This window comes from Marinobacter sp. UBA2688, assembly GCF_002352785.1.
Taxonomy (GTDB): domain Bacteria; phylum Pseudomonadota; class Gammaproteobacteria; order Pseudomonadales; family Oleiphilaceae; genus Marinobacter; species Marinobacter salarius.
In genome coordinates, this window is the sequence record NZ_DELU01000010.1 from 278,200 (window position 1) to 293,111 (window position 14,912).

The 14,912-nt window shown below is 56.8% G+C and carries 15 protein-coding genes and 1 tRNA gene; 1 reads left to right on the forward strand and 15 read right to left on the reverse strand.

The window, feature by feature from the left end; translation table 11 throughout:
- Nucleotides 1-27 precede the first annotated feature (27 nt).
- From ispG to trmJ, 9 genes are all read right to left on the reverse strand, one after another.
- On the reverse strand, nucleotides 28-1,146 hold the full coding sequence (gene ispG / locus B3M52_RS05980) for a flavodoxin-dependent (E)-4-hydroxy-3-methylbut-2-enyl-diphosphate synthase (protein WP_036208144.1): 1,119 nt from the start codon (nucleotides 1,144-1,146) through the stop codon (nucleotides 28-30).
- 35 nt (nucleotides 1,147-1,181) lie between these two features.
- Complete coding sequence (locus tag B3M52_RS05985) at nucleotides 1,182-2,240, reverse strand: RodZ domain-containing protein (protein ID WP_075196849.1); 1,059 nt, start codon at nucleotides 2,238-2,240, stop codon at nucleotides 1,182-1,184.
- A complete protein-coding gene (gene pilW, locus B3M52_RS05990; protein WP_036208149.1) occupies nucleotides 2,230-3,012 on the reverse strand; it encodes a type IV pilus biogenesis/stability protein PilW in 783 nt (260 codons plus the stop codon). Before pilW ends, B3M52_RS05985 begins: the two co-directional genes overlap by 11 nt.
- 70 nt (nucleotides 3,013-3,082) lie before the next feature.
- Nucleotides 3,083-4,195: a 23S rRNA (adenine(2503)-C(2))-methyltransferase RlmN gene (rlmN, locus tag B3M52_RS05995; protein WP_036208154.1), complete on the reverse strand. Its 1,113-nt coding sequence runs from the start codon at nucleotides 4,193-4,195 to the stop codon at nucleotides 3,083-3,085.
- 62 nt (nucleotides 4,196-4,257) lie between these two features.
- Nucleotides 4,258-4,686 carry a nucleoside-diphosphate kinase gene (ndk, locus tag B3M52_RS06000; protein ID WP_007152369.1) on the reverse strand — a complete coding sequence of 143 codons (429 nt, stop codon included), beginning with the start codon at nucleotides 4,684-4,686 and terminating at the stop codon, nucleotides 4,258-4,260.
- 67 nt (nucleotides 4,687-4,753) lie between these two features.
- Nucleotides 4,754-5,902: an IscS subfamily cysteine desulfurase gene (locus tag B3M52_RS06005; protein WP_075196850.1), complete on the reverse strand. Its 1,149-nt coding sequence runs from the start codon at nucleotides 5,900-5,902 to the stop codon at nucleotides 4,754-4,756.
- A gap of 20 nt (nucleotides 5,903-5,922) precedes the next feature.
- Nucleotides 5,923-6,420, reverse strand: a complete 498-nt coding sequence (gene iscR / locus B3M52_RS06010; protein WP_036208160.1) for a Fe-S cluster assembly transcriptional regulator IscR — start codon at nucleotides 6,418-6,420, stop codon at nucleotides 5,923-5,925.
- 77 nt (nucleotides 6,421-6,497) lie between these two features.
- Nucleotides 6,498-7,271 (reverse strand): serine O-acetyltransferase, encoded by a 774-nt coding sequence (gene cysE, locus B3M52_RS06015; RefSeq protein ID WP_041333191.1) that lies wholly within the window; start codon nucleotides 7,269-7,271, stop codon nucleotides 6,498-6,500.
- Nucleotides 7,272-7,275: 4 nt separating this feature from the next.
- Nucleotides 7,276-8,130 (reverse strand): tRNA (cytosine(32)/uridine(32)-2'-O)-methyltransferase TrmJ, encoded by an 855-nt coding sequence (gene trmJ, locus B3M52_RS06020; RefSeq protein WP_075196851.1) that lies wholly within the window; start codon nucleotides 8,128-8,130, stop codon nucleotides 7,276-7,278.
- 184 nt (nucleotides 8,131-8,314) lie between these two features.
- Between trmJ and B3M52_RS06025 the strand changes: the two genes are divergently transcribed.
- Nucleotides 8,315-9,112, forward strand: coding sequence for an inositol monophosphatase family protein (locus B3M52_RS06025; RefSeq protein WP_075196852.1), 798 nt, complete (start codon nucleotides 8,315-8,317; stop codon nucleotides 9,110-9,112).
- A 76-nt stretch (nucleotides 9,113-9,188) separates the two neighbouring features.
- Here the strand turns inward: B3M52_RS06025 and secF are convergent, their stop codons facing one another.
- The 6 genes from secF to B3M52_RS06055 form a co-directional block, all read right to left on the reverse strand.
- Nucleotides 9,189-10,145: a protein translocase subunit SecF gene (gene secF, locus B3M52_RS06030; protein ID WP_041333189.1), complete on the reverse strand. Its 957-nt coding sequence runs from the start codon at nucleotides 10,143-10,145 to the stop codon at nucleotides 9,189-9,191.
- Entirely contained in the window at nucleotides 10,138-12,012 is a 1,875-nt protein-coding gene (gene secD, locus B3M52_RS06035; protein WP_075196853.1) for a protein translocase subunit SecD, read from the reverse strand. Before secD ends, secF begins: the two co-directional genes overlap by 8 nt.
- An 80-nt stretch (nucleotides 12,013-12,092) precedes the next feature.
- Nucleotides 12,093-12,455 carry a preprotein translocase subunit YajC gene (yajC, locus tag B3M52_RS06040; protein WP_036208174.1) on the reverse strand — a complete coding sequence of 121 codons (363 nt, stop codon included), beginning with the start codon at nucleotides 12,453-12,455 and terminating at the stop codon, nucleotides 12,093-12,095.
- 60 nt (nucleotides 12,456-12,515) lie between these two features.
- On the reverse strand, nucleotides 12,516-13,634 hold the full coding sequence (tgt, locus tag B3M52_RS06045; protein WP_041336522.1) for a tRNA guanosine(34) transglycosylase Tgt: 1,119 nt from the start codon (nucleotides 13,632-13,634) through the stop codon (nucleotides 12,516-12,518).
- 10 nt (nucleotides 13,635-13,644) lie between these two features.
- Nucleotides 13,645-14,739 carry a tRNA preQ1(34) S-adenosylmethionine ribosyltransferase-isomerase QueA gene (queA, locus tag B3M52_RS06050; RefSeq protein WP_286749125.1) on the reverse strand — a complete coding sequence of 365 codons (1,095 nt, stop codon included), beginning with the start codon at nucleotides 14,737-14,739 and terminating at the stop codon, nucleotides 13,645-13,647.
- A 38-nt stretch (nucleotides 14,740-14,777) separates the two neighbouring features.
- Nucleotides 14,778-14,864: transfer RNA gene (locus B3M52_RS06055), tRNA-Leu, on the reverse strand.
- Nucleotides 14,865-14,912 lie beyond the last annotated feature (48 nt).

Consider the following 14,912-nt stretch of genomic DNA (forward strand, 5'->3'; position numbering starts at 1 on the left):
CTGTGTCGGTGATTTGACGATCTGCTCTCAGTCGGCCGAGCGGGTAATGATCGCTTCTTCCTTTTCCTTGCGACGCGCCACTTCCTCACGGATCAGCCGTTCCAGGTCGTCGGTCAGGTTGGCATTGTCGAGCTTCTGATTGGGCTTGCCCGACGCGTAGAACAGGTTCTTGGGGCTACCGCCGGTCAAGCCCAGGTCAGCAACCTTGGCCTCGCCCGGCCCGTTTACAATACAGCCAATGATGGCAACATCCAGGGACTCGTTGACGTCTTCCAGACGAGCCTCAAGGTCATTCATGGTCTGGATGACATCGAAATTCTGGCGTGAGCAGCTTGGGCACGCGACGAAGTTGATACCCCGGCTGCGCAGGCGCAAGCTTTTGAGAATATCGTAGCCGACCTTGATTTCCTGCACCGGGTCTGCCGCGAGCGATACTCTGATGGTATCCCCAATGCCGTCCATCAGCAGCATGCCCAGGCCAACAGAGGACTTCACTGTCCCGGAGCGAAAGCCACCAGCCTCGGTAATGCCCAAATGCAGGGGTTGTTCTATCTGTGCAGCAATCTGACGATATGCCGCCACCGTCATGAAGACCTCTGAGGCCTTCAGGCTCACCTTGAAGTCCTGAAAATCATGACGGTCGAGAATGTCGATATGGCGCATGGCCGACTCAACCAGAGCCTCGGGTGTCGGTTCCCCGTACTTACGTTGCAGTGCCTTTTCCAGCGAGCCTGCGTTGACGCCAATACGAATCGGGATATTGCCATCCCGCGCGGCGCTGATCACGGCGCTGACACGGTCATCCCGACCGATATTACCCGGGTTGATACGAAGACAATCAACACCCAGTTCCGCCACCCGCAGAGCAATTCGGTGATCGAAATGGATGTCAGCCACCAATGGTACCGACACCATTGAGCGAATCTTACCGAACGCTTCCGCAGCATCCATTGTAGGCACGGATACCCGCACAATGTCCGCTCCAGCCTCCTGCAGGGCGCGGATCTGGCCAACGGTTGCATCCACGTCGCAGGTGTTGGTGTTGGTCATGCTCTGGACAGCAATAGGCGCATCGCCACCCACGGGAACATCGCCTACCATTATCTGGCGTGATTTGCGTCTTTTGATCGGAGATTCGTGATTCATATAGCCTGCTAACCGCAAAAGAGGGTTCGAAACGTTCAGATATCCAGCGAGAATTCTGCTCGGTTGTTGACGACCCGATAACCGGAAAGGTCAATCGGTTGGCCATCAAATCTTATAGATTCGATGGCATCGACTGCGCCGACAACAACGTCGATGGGCAGCCTGCCTGATACATTAATCCTGTCACCATCCCGTTGCAGGGATCCCACCAGGCGATTGCCCGCCGAATCGGTTACCTGAACCCAGCACTCATCGCTGAATGTCATTTCCAGGCGAGCGCTGCCGACGGCAGCCGTTGGCTGGGCGCTCTCCTGAAACGCTGACTCCGGCTCACTGGTCACCACCGGAACCTGGCTCTCATCAATCTCATCGACAGCAGGTTGCGCAGCCGGAGCGGAATCGTCTTCAACCGTCGGGGCCGGAGAGCCAGAGATCTGTTCATTCACCTGAGGGTCCTCAGGCAGCTCTGCCAACTCGCTATTGTCCTCAACGATCGACGCTTCATCAACCGGCGCGGATAGCCTATCGGCCTCTTCTTCGGTTTCAGGCTCGGCTAACTCGGTATCGACAGTATCGTCCACCGACACCGTCTCTTCGGACGGTTCAGGCTGCGCGGGAGCAGCCGTTTCCGAGGACACAGCCGGTTCCGTCGTGTCGCCTGTTATACCGTCCAACTCGCCCATAAAGCGCAATGCGAGAAAGGCAATTACTGCTATGGCCAGCAGGAGAAGCAGAAACTTTGCAACGCGGCGCTTGCGCCGCCTGCGACGCTCGATATCAATCAGCGGATTCGCTTCTTCTGCCTGCACTTTTTGCTGTCGTAGCGGTTCGAGCTCCTCATCCAGCGTCGCGATCACCGCATCCGGATCAAGGTCAACCTGTCGTGCGTAGGTTCTGACATAGCCTTTAAGGAACAGTTCACTGTCGATCTGTTCATAATGCCCGTCCTCTATCGCCTGTATTATCGCCGGGCGAAGGTGCTGGGCATCGGCCACGGCGGAAACACTGAGCCCCTTCTGCTCACGCGCACGTTTGAGCAACTGGCCCGTAGGCTCACTCAGGCCCGACGGTTGTTGTGCGTCATCACTGTCCATTGGATGTCATCACCCTGTATTGTTGGTATTCGACAGAGTTTGGAAAATTGTTCTTCAGTTGGAGCGCAAGACTCGATTCCCGGTTCCTGTCGCCCTGATGCCGGGCAATGCGGATGCCGGTAAAAAGACTTTCCGGAGAATGGCGGAGATTCTGGTTCCGTTGCATCAACGTCATCAGGCGGCTGTAGTGACGAGAGGCGGCCTGGAGCTCTCCAGATTCGACCAACGTCCGTGACAGCGCAAGCAGTGACTTTGCATCACCACGGGATAATTCAACGGCGCGCCGGTACGCCGTCGTGGCGCCCTCAAGGTTGCCAATTCTCTCTTCCGTCAATCCTAGGTTGAAAAACACGGATGCCCTGTCGTTGTAGGACGTATCCCTGGACGCGGCCAGGAACTGTTCACGGGAGTCCTCGAATCGGCCCGCACCGTACAGGAAGGCACCGTAATAAACCCGCCCGCGGGTATAGCCCTGATCACTATCGAGTGACTCCCGGAACGACCGCTCAGCCAGTTCCGGTTCGCCCTCGGCGTTATAGATCAGCCCCATGGCTGCCAGCGCCCCGGGGTCATCGGGAGACAATTCTAGCGCTCGTTCAAGGTGATGCCGGGCTCTTTCGAGATTGTTCTGGCCGATGTAGGCGGTACCCAACTGGACATAATTCCTGACGGCCTTGTCGCGATCTGCCTCGCGGGCAAACCGGCTATCGGTATTGGTCACACACCCTGCGACAAACATCGCCAGCAATACCACGACAAGCGCGGCTCGCATCCTTTTCACTGGAATAAATGTCACAGTCGGCAATTCCTCTTGAATTGGAAGGTGCATATCGGCACCGGGTTTACGGACTGACCTGCTGCACCTGGATATAACGCTGACTACGCTTGGTGCGGTCTTCCACCATCCCTACCAGCTGACCACAGGCTGCATCGATATCATCACCGCGAGTGGTTCTCACCGTGGCGATAAAGCCGGCCTCGTTCAGGACTGCCTGGAAACGGCGGGTCGCATTGTTACTGGGACGGCGAAAATCGCTCTCGGGAAACGGATTGAACGGGATCAGGTTAATCTTGCACGGCAGGCCGCGAAGAACAACAGCGAGTTCCCTGGCGTGCTCAGGCTGATCATTAACGCCTTCGATGACCGTGTACTCAATGGTTGCCTTCCGCTTGTCAGGCAGACGTGCAAGATAACGACGCGTCGCTGCCAGCAACTCCGCAATAGGGTACTTTTTATTCAACGGCACCAACTGGTTACGCAACTCATCATTGGGCGCATGGAGCGAAATGGCCAGTGAAACATCGGTAACTTCACCCAATTTGTCCAGTGCCGGAACCACCCCAGAGGTGCTGACGGTGACACGTCGCTTGGAAATGCCGTACGCCAGGTCCTCCATCATCAGGTTCATGGCATCGACAACGTTGTCGAAGTTCAGCAACGGTTCACCCATCCCCATCATTACCACATTGGTAATCGGGCGGTCCGGGCCGGGTTCAAATGGCATGAACGCCTTACGCGCAACCCAGACCTGCCCGATGATTTCGGCAGCGGTAAGATTGCGGTTAAATCCACGCTTGCCCGTTGAACAAAACGTGCAATCGAGGCTGCAGCCAATCTGCGACGATACGCACAGCGTGCCGCGCTCGCCGTCAGGTATGAGCACGGTTTCAACACTGTTGCCGTTGTCCATGCGCATGACCCATTTGCGGGTACCGTCTTTGGAGGACTCGTCGTACACCACCTCCGGCCCACGAATTTCCGCAACGGCCTTCAGCTTTTCCCGCAGCACCCGACTCATATTGGTCATTTGATCGAAGTCATCGGCCCCGCGCTGGTGAATCCATTGCAGCACCTGTGTTGCGCGGAAACGTTTCTCCCCCAGGGATTCAAAAAAGGCCTCCATTTTGGCCTTGGGCATTCCCAGAAGGTTGGTTTTCTCAGCAACAGCTGTCATTTCATAACCTCAATCAAATAACCAATACGGGCCGGACGTATGTCCGGCCCGATACAGCCTGATCAGCCGCGCGGGCAGATCTCACTGTCATTAAAGAAATACGCAATTTCGCGCTCAGCTGACGCGGCGGAATCTGAACCATGAACAGCGTTTGCGTCAATTGAAGATGCAAAGTCGGCACGAATGGTGCCTGCTTCCGCTTCCTTGGGGTTGGTTGCTCCCATCAGGTCACGATTCTTCAGGATAGCACCATTGCCTTCCAGAACCTGAACAACCACAGGGCCGGAGGTCATGAACGCAACCAGATCATTGAAAAACGGGCGCTCCTTGTGCTCGGCGTAGAACCCTTCTGCCTGCTCCTGGGTCAGGTGCATCATTTTCGCAGCGACGATGGTCAGGTCCGCTTTTTCGAAGCGTGTGTAGATTTCGCCGATCACATTTTTTGCGACTGCATCGGGCTTGATAATCGAGAGCGTGCGCTCATTTGACATGATCTATCTCCATTCAGGTTCAGAAAAATTTCAGGGTTGGGATTATACGCAGTCCGGAGGCAACTGCCTACCGCACTGAACGGAGACGGGTAACAACGTCAACGATTTGCGCCGCTGCGAAGTCTGCCTCCTCTTCCGTCGAAAAGCGTCCAAAGGAAAACCGGAGAGCTCGATGCGCCTGCTCATCATCCAGCCCAATGCCCTTGAGTACAAACGAAGGCTCAATAGTGGCCGAAGAACAGGCCGAACCAGACGAAACCGCCAATTCACGCAATCCCAGCATCAGGGATTCCGCATCGACACCGGCAAACGAGAGGTTGATGATACCCGGCACCCGATGTTCGGCACTGCCGTTAAGCGTCACGCCCTCAAGACCTTCAAGGCCCGACATGAAACGCTTCCGCAGGGATTCCAGCCGCGCCTTCTCCTGCTCGAGTTTTTCGCCGGCCAGATCAAAGGCTTTGCCCATGCCGACGATTTGGTGCGTAGGTAGTGTGCCAGAACGCATGCCCCGCTCATGACCACCGCCATGAATCTGCGATTCAATTCGCACGTCCGGAGAACGCCGCACATAGAGGGCGCCAATACCCTTGGGCCCGTAAACCTTGTGCCCCGACAAAGACAACAGGTCCACTGGCATGGCTCCCACATCCACCTCGGTCTTGCCAGCCGCCTGCGCCGCGTCCACATGAAACAGCACACCGCGTTCGCGAAGCATGGTACCGATGGTCGCGATATCCGTTTGGCTACCCAGTTCATTGTTGACCATCATCAGGCTGACCAAAGCGGTATTGTCCCGGAGCGCATCTTCAACCTGTTGACAGGACACCCGCCCGTCCGCGCCCGGTTTGAGCCAGGTCACCTCAACACCCTGCCCTTCAAGCCACTTGCAGGTATCAAGCACCGCCTTGTGTTCAATCATCGATGTCACAATGTGCGGATTGTTCTTGCCTGTAACAGCACCCTTGATGGCGAGGTTGTCGGACTCGGTAGCGCCGGACGTCCACACAATCTCACGTGGGTCTGCATGTATCAGGCTTGCCACCTGCCGGCGGGCACCTTCAACGGCGGCTTCGGCCTGCCAGCCAAAGCCATGGGAGCGTGATGCAGGGTTGCCAAACACACCATCAGGTGTCAGGTATTTGACCATTTCTTCGGCAACGACAGGGTCTACGGGCGTGGTGGCCGCATAATCCAGATAGACGGGCTTTTTCATAGAAGTTTCAGGATAGTCGTTCAGGCCGGCGCCTGATCCGTAAGGCGCTCGGTGTTAATCGTCTGTGAGTCGCCGTCTGAATGGCGCCTGTTCTGCCGATCGGCAACCACCTGAATCTCCCGTTTGCGCATCAGGTCCCCAAGACTGATATCACTGAGGAACTGATGAATCTGATCACTGAGATCAGACCACAGGTGGTGGGTCAGGCATTTCTCGCCATTCTGGCAATCACCCTTGTTGCCGCAACGGGTGGTATCCAGGGATTCGCTGACCGCGTCGACAACTTCCGCAATAAAGACGGAGTCTGCCTCACGGCTCAGGCGATAACCACCGCCAGGGCCCCGGATACTCGTCACCAGTTTGTGACGGCGAAGGCGGGAAAATAACTGCTCGAGATACGAGAGGGAAATCTCCTGCCGGGCAGAAATGTCAGCCAGACTCACCGGCCCCTGATCCCCATGAAGGGCGAGATCCAGCATTGCCGTCACCGCATAGCGGCCTTTGGTGGTCAGTCTCATAACGTCAGCCCCGGTCAGGGATTGATTCGGCTTTAACAACGCCGAGTATGAATTGACCTACCAAAACAGTCAAGTATTCACCGTTGCGACGGCTCGTCGTCCCGCACGCAGTCAAAATCCTCCTCCTGCAGCGGCGGCAACTCGCCGTTCTGGTATTCACTGTTCACCTTGCGAAGCGCTTTGCACATATTCTCAATGCGGTCATCCACAGCATGCATATGATCCAGCAGGCTGCGCATGGCCCGGGCTACCGGGTCCGGCATTTCCTCGGTCACACCATAGGCATCGAAGCCCATGCGTTCTTCCATTTCCTTGCGCCGGGCGTCATCTTCCCCTTTGCGCTTCACCACAACCCGACCAGGAATACCGACAACCGTCGCGCCAGGCGGAACCTCTTTGGTCACCACGGAGTTGGAGCCAATCTTGGCGCCCTCGCCCACCGTAAACGGCCCGAGGATCTTGGCACCGGCACCCACCACAACACCGTCACCCAGCGTCGGATGGCGCTTACCCTTGTTCCAACTCGTCCCTCCCAGGGTAACGCCCTGATAAAGCGTGACGTCGTCACCGATTACCGTGGTCTCACCAATGACAACACCCATGCCGTGATCTATAAAGAAACGCCGCCCGATCGTGGCACCTGGATGAATTTCGATGCCGGTCAGCCAACGGGCGATCGAAGAAAACGTTCGTGCGATCCACTTCAGGCCAAGACCCCAAAGCCAATGGGAGAACCGGTGGCACAGGAGCGCGTGCAAACCCGGGTAGTTGGTCAGCACTTCGAAAGTATTGCGAGCGGCGGGATCACGATGAAACACGCTGTTCACATCTTCCCTTAGACGTTCAAACATAACCCTATTCCTGTTCACCGGCCGTTGAATCAGCCTTTGACGTATTTTTTGCGGTATCCGCAGCACCAGCCGATTTCTGTACGGCGGTCAGTATTCCCCGAAGGATATTGATCTCCATCTGATCCAGCCCGGCACGCTGGAACAGCCGCCGCAGCCGCGTCATCAACTGACGGGGATTGTCCCGGCGGTGAAAGTCGACATCCACAAGCACCTGTTCAAGATGACTGAAAAAACCCTCAACATCGCGGACAGGCGCGGGCGGCACATCCCAACCTTCATCGCCGGGCGCCATCATAGGCTTGAGATATGGGCTGCCGTCGCCACCTTCAAGGCCTTTCAGATAATGCATACGCAATTCATAGCACATTACCTGAACCGCCATGGCCAGATTCAGGGAACTGTAATCGGGATTTGACGGGATATGAATGTGGAAATGACAACGCTGCAACTCTTCATTGCTCAGCCCATGGTTCTCACGCCCAAAGACCAGCGCCACCTGCCCCGCTTCTGACTGCTGCGAAGCCTTGGCCGCGGCGTCTGGTGGAGCGATAACCGGCCAGGGGACCTTTCGCCCCCTCGCGCTGGTACCCATAACGCACACACAATCGGCAATAGCTTCGTCCAGAGTCGAAACTACCGTGGCCTTGTCGAGAATATCGGAGGCGCCCGCTGCACGGGCGTAGGAGGCCTCATCAGGAAAGGACGCTGGATTTACCAGCCACAGGTTTCCCAGCCCCATGTTTTTCATGGCCCTGGCGACCGCACCGATGTTACCGGAATGGGACGTCTCAACCAGGACAATCCGGATCTGGTCGTTGTAGGTGTCAGGGCCCTCCAGGGGCTTAGCTGGCTTGTGCATGGCGGTAGAATCTCTGTAAAAACTGGAAAGGTGCGCATGATAGCAGATCTACCCCCTTCCCCGCCTCTCCGGACATGCCCTGATACAGCGCCATCCGTGACATTGCGGAGTGGAAAAACATACAAGGCGGGTCAGTTTTTGATATGCTATGCGGCCTTCACACACCCGGATAATGAACACTCAGATGCAACCAGCAATCAAAATGGCCCTGCGCGTCGCGCGTCAGGGGTCCGACTATCTGAAAGCACACTTCGAACGCCAGGAACCCAACGGCGACAGCGAAGACCGCCGCAGGCAACTGGAGCGGGTCGAACAGTCCATTTACGACAATTTTTCCGAACAGCTCGACAAAGCCTACAAGGACCACGCCATCGCTCCTTTGAATGAGGCGGACGCCGACGGTAACGACAAGAGCTGGCACATTTTCCCGGTACTCGGACGTGAGAATTTTTTGCGCGGCATTCCTGACTTCGCCGTTGCGTTGCTGCAAAAGAAAAACAACCGCACCGAGAACCTGCTGCTGATCAATCCGGTCACCGGTGAGGAATACTCTGCCAGTCGCGGCCACGGTGCTGCACTAAACAGTCGGCGGGTGCGCACCAGCGACGTCAAGCATGCCGACCGTGCAGCCGTGGTCAGCAATCTTCTCGACCAGACCCGCTCTTCTGACGACCCACTGATGTGGGGCGAGATGGCATCCTTGCTGGCCCGTGACAGCAGCATGTTCCGAACCACAGGTTGCGTGGCCCTTGATATCGCCCGGGTTGCTTCCGGCCATCTGGACGCCGCTGTCATTTTCCGTCCTGAGCCGGCTGACCTGGCCATCGGCGTCACGCTGGCACTGGAGTCCGGCGCTCTGACCGGCGATTTCTCCGGCAACCCCTCAACGGAGAAAGCAAAGCAGTTGATCGTCGCAAACCCCAAGCTGTTCCGTGAAGTACTCAAGACACTTCACCCGTTCCGGGGCCGACTGCCTCGCTAGACATAAAGGCCAACGGCCAGGCATAAAAAAAGCCGCAACCCCATTTGGTGTTGCGGCTTTTTTGTGGCTGACCGACTTACATCCGGTTCAACCACTCGGGCGGCTGCTCTTCTTCCTCTTCCTGCCCAGCAAGACCTTCCTTCGGCGGAACGATCAGGTCCTCCCGTGCCACACCCAGGGCAACCAGCAGGTTTGCTGACACATAGATGGATGAGTATGTACCCACCACCACACCGATGATGAGAGCCAGCGCAAAGTTGTTGATCGCTTCACCACCCAGGAAGTACAGGGCGAACAGCACCACCAATGTCGTACCGGACGTGTTGATGGTCCGGCTGATGGTCTGATGAATGGACTCGTTGATGATGTGCTCGGAGCCCCCTTCACGCATCTTGCGGAAATTCTCGCGAATCCGGTCCGCCACCACGATGGTATCGTTAAGGGAATAACCGATAACCGCAAGCAACGCTGCAAGCACACTGAGGTCGAACGTCCACTGGAACAGGGCAAACACACCCAGAACAATGATGACGTCGTGGGCCAGTGGCACAACAGAGGCAATACCGAACTTGAACTGGAACCGCATACCGACGTAAATCAGCACCACTGCCAGCGCAATGAGCATTCCCAGACCACTGTCTTCCTTCAGCTCGTCGCCAACCTGGGAGCCGACAAATTCGGAGCTCACCAGTTCAAGCTCATTACCACCAGCCGACAACGCGGCCGTGACTTCAGCGGCCAACTTGTCGTTCTCGGACTCCGCCATCCGCACCAGCACCGTGGTGTCCGAACCAAAGTTCTGGACCACAAACTGCTCATATCCTGCACCCTCCAACGTCTGGCGAACATTGTCCAGAGCGGGCGCCTGCTGGTATTCCAGCTCAACGGAGGTACCACCGGTAAAGTCCAGCCCGAGGTTCAGGCCGCGCACTGCCAGCAACGCAATGGAAGCAACAATCAGCGCAATGGACACAACGGAAGCAATCTTCCGAAAGCCCATAAAATCGATAGGTTTCTTCTCAACTTCAGACATTGGCCAGTTTCCCCCCAATCGACAGCTTTTCAACCTGTCGACCGCCGTATACAAGATTTACGATGCTGCGACTGACCATCAGCCCGGAGAACATCGACGTAAGAATACCGATCGACAGTGTCACCGCGAACCCTTTCACCGGGCCGGACCCCATGGCGAACAGGATCACCGCCACCAACAGGGTGGTGATATTGGCATCAAAAATCGAAACGAAGGCCCGGGAATAACCGGAGTTTATCGCCGACTGTGGCGGTATGCCCGATTTCAACTCTTCCTTTATACGCTCGAAGATAAGCACGTTGGCGTCAACCGCCATACCCACCGTCAGCACGATACCGGCAATACCCGGCAGCGTCAGGGTTGCTGAGAGAATCGACATGCAGGCGATCAGCAGCATCAGGTTAAGCGTCAATGCAATGTTGGCGATCACACCAAAGCCACGGTAGTACACCACCATGTAGCAGAGAACCAACACAAAGCCGAGCAGGACCGACATCATGCCGGCATCAATGTTCTTCTGCCCAAGGCTGGGACCAATCGTCCGCTCCTGGACAAAGTACATTGGCGCAGCCAACGAACCGGCTCGCAGCAGCAATGCCAACTCCGCTGCTTCCGGGATGGAATCCAGCCCGGTAATCCGGAAACTGCTTCCCAGCGCAGACTGGATCGTCGCCAGGCTGATGATGCCCTTCTCGACAACGCGATTGTCGACCGTGCGGGTTTCACCATCCACAACCACTTCTTCCGTCTCTGTCCGGTATTCGATAAACAGGACCGCCATGCGACGCCCAATGGCGTTGCGGGTTGCACGGTTCATCAGATCGCCACCGACCGAGTCCATGGTGATGTTGACCTGTGGCTGGCCGTTCTCGTCGAAGGCCTGCTGTGCGTTAGAGACATTATCACCGGTGACGATCACTTCCCGCTCAAGACGGGCTTCACGGTTAGGGTTGTCACGGAACGGGAACGTCTCGATATCAGCTGATGACGCATCCTGGCGGGCCTCAAGACGGAACTCCAGGTTGGCCGTAGCACCCAGTACACGCTTTGCCGCAGCGGTATCCTGCACACCGGGCAATTCCACAATGATGCGATCCGCACCCTGGCGCTGCACCAGAGGCTCCGCCACGCCAAGTTCGTTGACCCGGTTACGGATGGTGGTCAGGTTCTGCTCCAGTGCGTAGTCCTGTATGGACTTCACTTCGGCTTCCGACATGGACAGCACCAACAGGTACTCACCGTCCTCTGTCTGCTCATCGAGCAGGAACTGGTTGTACTGGTCACGGATCAGGTCAAACGCTTCGCTGCGGGAACTTTCGTCACGGAAACTCAGAACAATGGAGCGGTTACCTTCCACATCGCCGCCGCGGTAGCGCACACGCTCTTCACGCAATTCGCGCTTGATCTGACCAGACATGGCTTCGAGGCGCTGGTCGACGGCGGTTTCCATATCCACTTCCAACAGGAAGTGAACACCACCCCGCAGGTCGAGACCGAGCTTCATAGGGCCCGCGCCCAGGCTTTCCAGCCATCCCGGTGTTGACGGCGCCATATTCAGGGCTACCAGATAATCCCTTCCAAGCGCCTCCTGCACCACCGGCCGAGCCCTCAGCTGGGATTCAGCGTCGTTCAGGCGAATCAGGGCGTCGCGCTCCTGCAACTCGGATTCCTTGACCTGGATCCCCTTGGCTTCGAGTGCATCAACAGCCCTGTCGAGAATCCGCTGATCGACTTCGGTACTGCTCCGGGCACCGGTGATCTGTACGGCAAAGTCGTCAGGAAAGACGTTAGGCAAGGCATAGACGAACCCGATCACCAGCGCGATCACGATAACCAGGTTTTTCCAGAGCGGATACTTGTTCAGCATGGGGTCCCTTTAAGCCGGCCAGTCGGCCGGCTGTGATGTTTCAGCTTGGCAAATTCAGACCTGAGTCGAAAACCGGTCGATCAGATGTCCTTCAGAGTTCCTTTCGGAAGTGCCGCTGCAACAGCAACTTTCTGAACCTTGATCTCAACGTTGTCAGCGATTTCAACCACGATAAAGTCATCGGAAACCTTGGTGATCTTGCCGGCCACACCGCCGGAGGTAACCACTTCATCGCCTTTGTTCAGGCCGGCCATCAGCGCCTTGTGCTCTTTCGCACGCTTGGACTGGGGGCGCCAGATCAGGAAATAGAAAATCAGGATAAAGCCGGCAAAGAAGATCACCTGCCCCATCACTCCCATACCCTGGGCACCCGCATCCTGTGCCATGGCCAGTGCCGGCATCGCAGCAAAGAGTGCAGCAACAAGTAACTTGATTGATTTCATTGACTATCTCCGTTTTTAAGAAAAGTTCAGGTAGCGGTTCAGAATCGGCTTATCCCGCAGTCACTGCGCCATTGGAGGCACGGTTTCACCGCGGCGGGCATAGAAGTCGCTAATAAAGTCCGACAATGTACCTGCTTCAATTGCGCCACGCAATCCAGCCATCACGTTCTGGTAGTACCGCAGATTGTGGATCGTATTGAGTTGCGAGCCGAGCATTTCTCCACATTTATCGAGGTGATGCAGATAACTTCTCGAAAAGTTCTCGCAGGTGTAGCAGTCGCATTGATCGTCCAGCGGCGCGGTATCGTGCCGGTGCCTGGCGTTGCGGATCTTGATGATGCCGGTGGAGGTAAACAGGTAACCGTTGCGCGCGTTTCTCGTGGGCATTACGCAGTCAAACATGTCTACGCCGCGGCGCACTGCTTCCACAAGATCCTCGGGCCGCCCTACGCCCATCAGGTAACGGGGGCGGTCTTCCGGCATTTTGGGTGGCAGATGATCCAGGATACGGATCATATCCTCTTTGGGCTCGCCCACCGACAATCCGCCAATGGCGTAGCCGTCGAATCCGATCTCCGTCAGCCCTTCCAGTGAGCGGTCCCGCAGCGATTCGTACATCCCTCCCTGAACGATGCCGAACAGCGCGGCCGGATTACCAGCGTGTGCCTGTTTGCTCCGGGCAGCCCAACGCAGGGACAGCTCCATGGACTCACTCGCCTGCTTCTCGGTGGCCGGGTAAGGCGTACACTCGTCAAAAATCATCACGATGTCCGACCCGAGATCGCGCTGCACCTGCATGGCGATTTCCGGTGACAGCTCTACCGGTGAACCATCGATTGGCGAACGGAACGTCACGCCCGCTTCGGTGATTTTGCGCATCTCGCCAAGGCTGAACACCTGGAAGCCGCCGGAATCTGTGAGGATCGGGCCTTGCCACTGGGTAAAGTCATGCAAATCGCCATGGGCCTTCACCACTTCCGTACCCGGCCGCAGCATCAGGTGGAAGGTGTTGCCAAGGATGATCTCGGCCCCGATATCCTTGATGTCCCTCGGCAGCATACCCTTGACGGTGCCGTAGGTGCCCACCGGCATGAAAGCCGGGGTTTCCACCGTACCCCGGGGAAAGGTCAGGCGTCCGCGTCGTGCACGGCCATCTTCCCCGAGTTTTTCAAAGGACATATAACACTGGTCACTCATCATCGTTCTCCGGATTCTGGCTGCCTTTCCCTGAACAGTAAGAGAGGGCGCCCAGGCTTGGCTCCTGCGCTGTGATAAACATCGCATCACCGTAACTGAAAAAGCGGTAACGCTCGGCGACAGCCGCTTGATAGGCCGACATCACGTTCTGATAACCGGCGAATGCGCTAACCAGCATGATCAGCGTTGACTCCGGTAAGTGAAAGTTCGTCACCATGGCGTCCACGGTCTGGAAACGATAGCCGGGGTAAATAAAGATATCGGTTTCGCCCTGAAAAGGTCGAACCACCCCACCACGACTGGCGGATTCCAGGGACCGTACAGAGGTGGTACCAACGGCTACGACACGGCCTCCCCGGGCACGGGCTGCGTTCACCGCGTCTACCGTTTCTTGCGATACATGGGCCACTTCACTGTGCATCACATGATCTTCAATACCCTCCACACGCACCGGCTGGAATGTGCCAGCGCCCACGTGCAAGGTTACAAACGCGGTTTCAATGCCCCGCGATTCAAGCTCGGCCAGAATCCGGTCATCAAAATGCAGGCCTGCGGTCGGAGCCGCCACCGCACCCGCTTCCCGGGCGTACACCGTCTGGTAGCGTTCGCGGTCCGAGGATTCATCCGGGCGATCCACGTAGGGAGGCAGCGGCATATGGCCGATGCGCTCAAGAACCTCAAGAACGGGTTCGTCGCTGTCACAATGCAGGTGAAACAACGCATCATCCCTTCCGCTCATCCGTAGCGCTGTGCCATCTTCAAGCAGCACTTTCTGGCCTTCTTTTAGAGCTTTGGAGGCCCGTACGTGAGCGAGAATGTCGTGCTCTCCAAGTACACGTTCAACCAGCACTTCCACCTGACCGCCGGTTTCCTTGCGGCCAAAAAGGCGCGCGGGAATCACTCGCGTGTCGTTGAAGACCAGTAGGTCGCCCGGCTGAAGCAGGCCTGGAAGATCGGTAAACCGTAAGTGCCTGGTGTCACCGGACAGCCCATCGAGACTGAGCAACCGGGACGCACTGCGCTCTTTGAGGGGATACCGGGCGATAAGCTCATCCGGTAGATCAAAGTGGAAATCGGAGACGTTCATTGGATGGACTGTTTACACCGCACTGTGCGGATCGTAAATGGTAGCGGCGGGCGGACTCGAACCGCCACGGGTTTTACCCCAACGGATTTTGAATCCGTCGTGTCTACCAATTTCACCACGCCGCCATCGGAGAGTGCTGGGGATTATACTGAGGTTGAATCTGAAAGCAATAA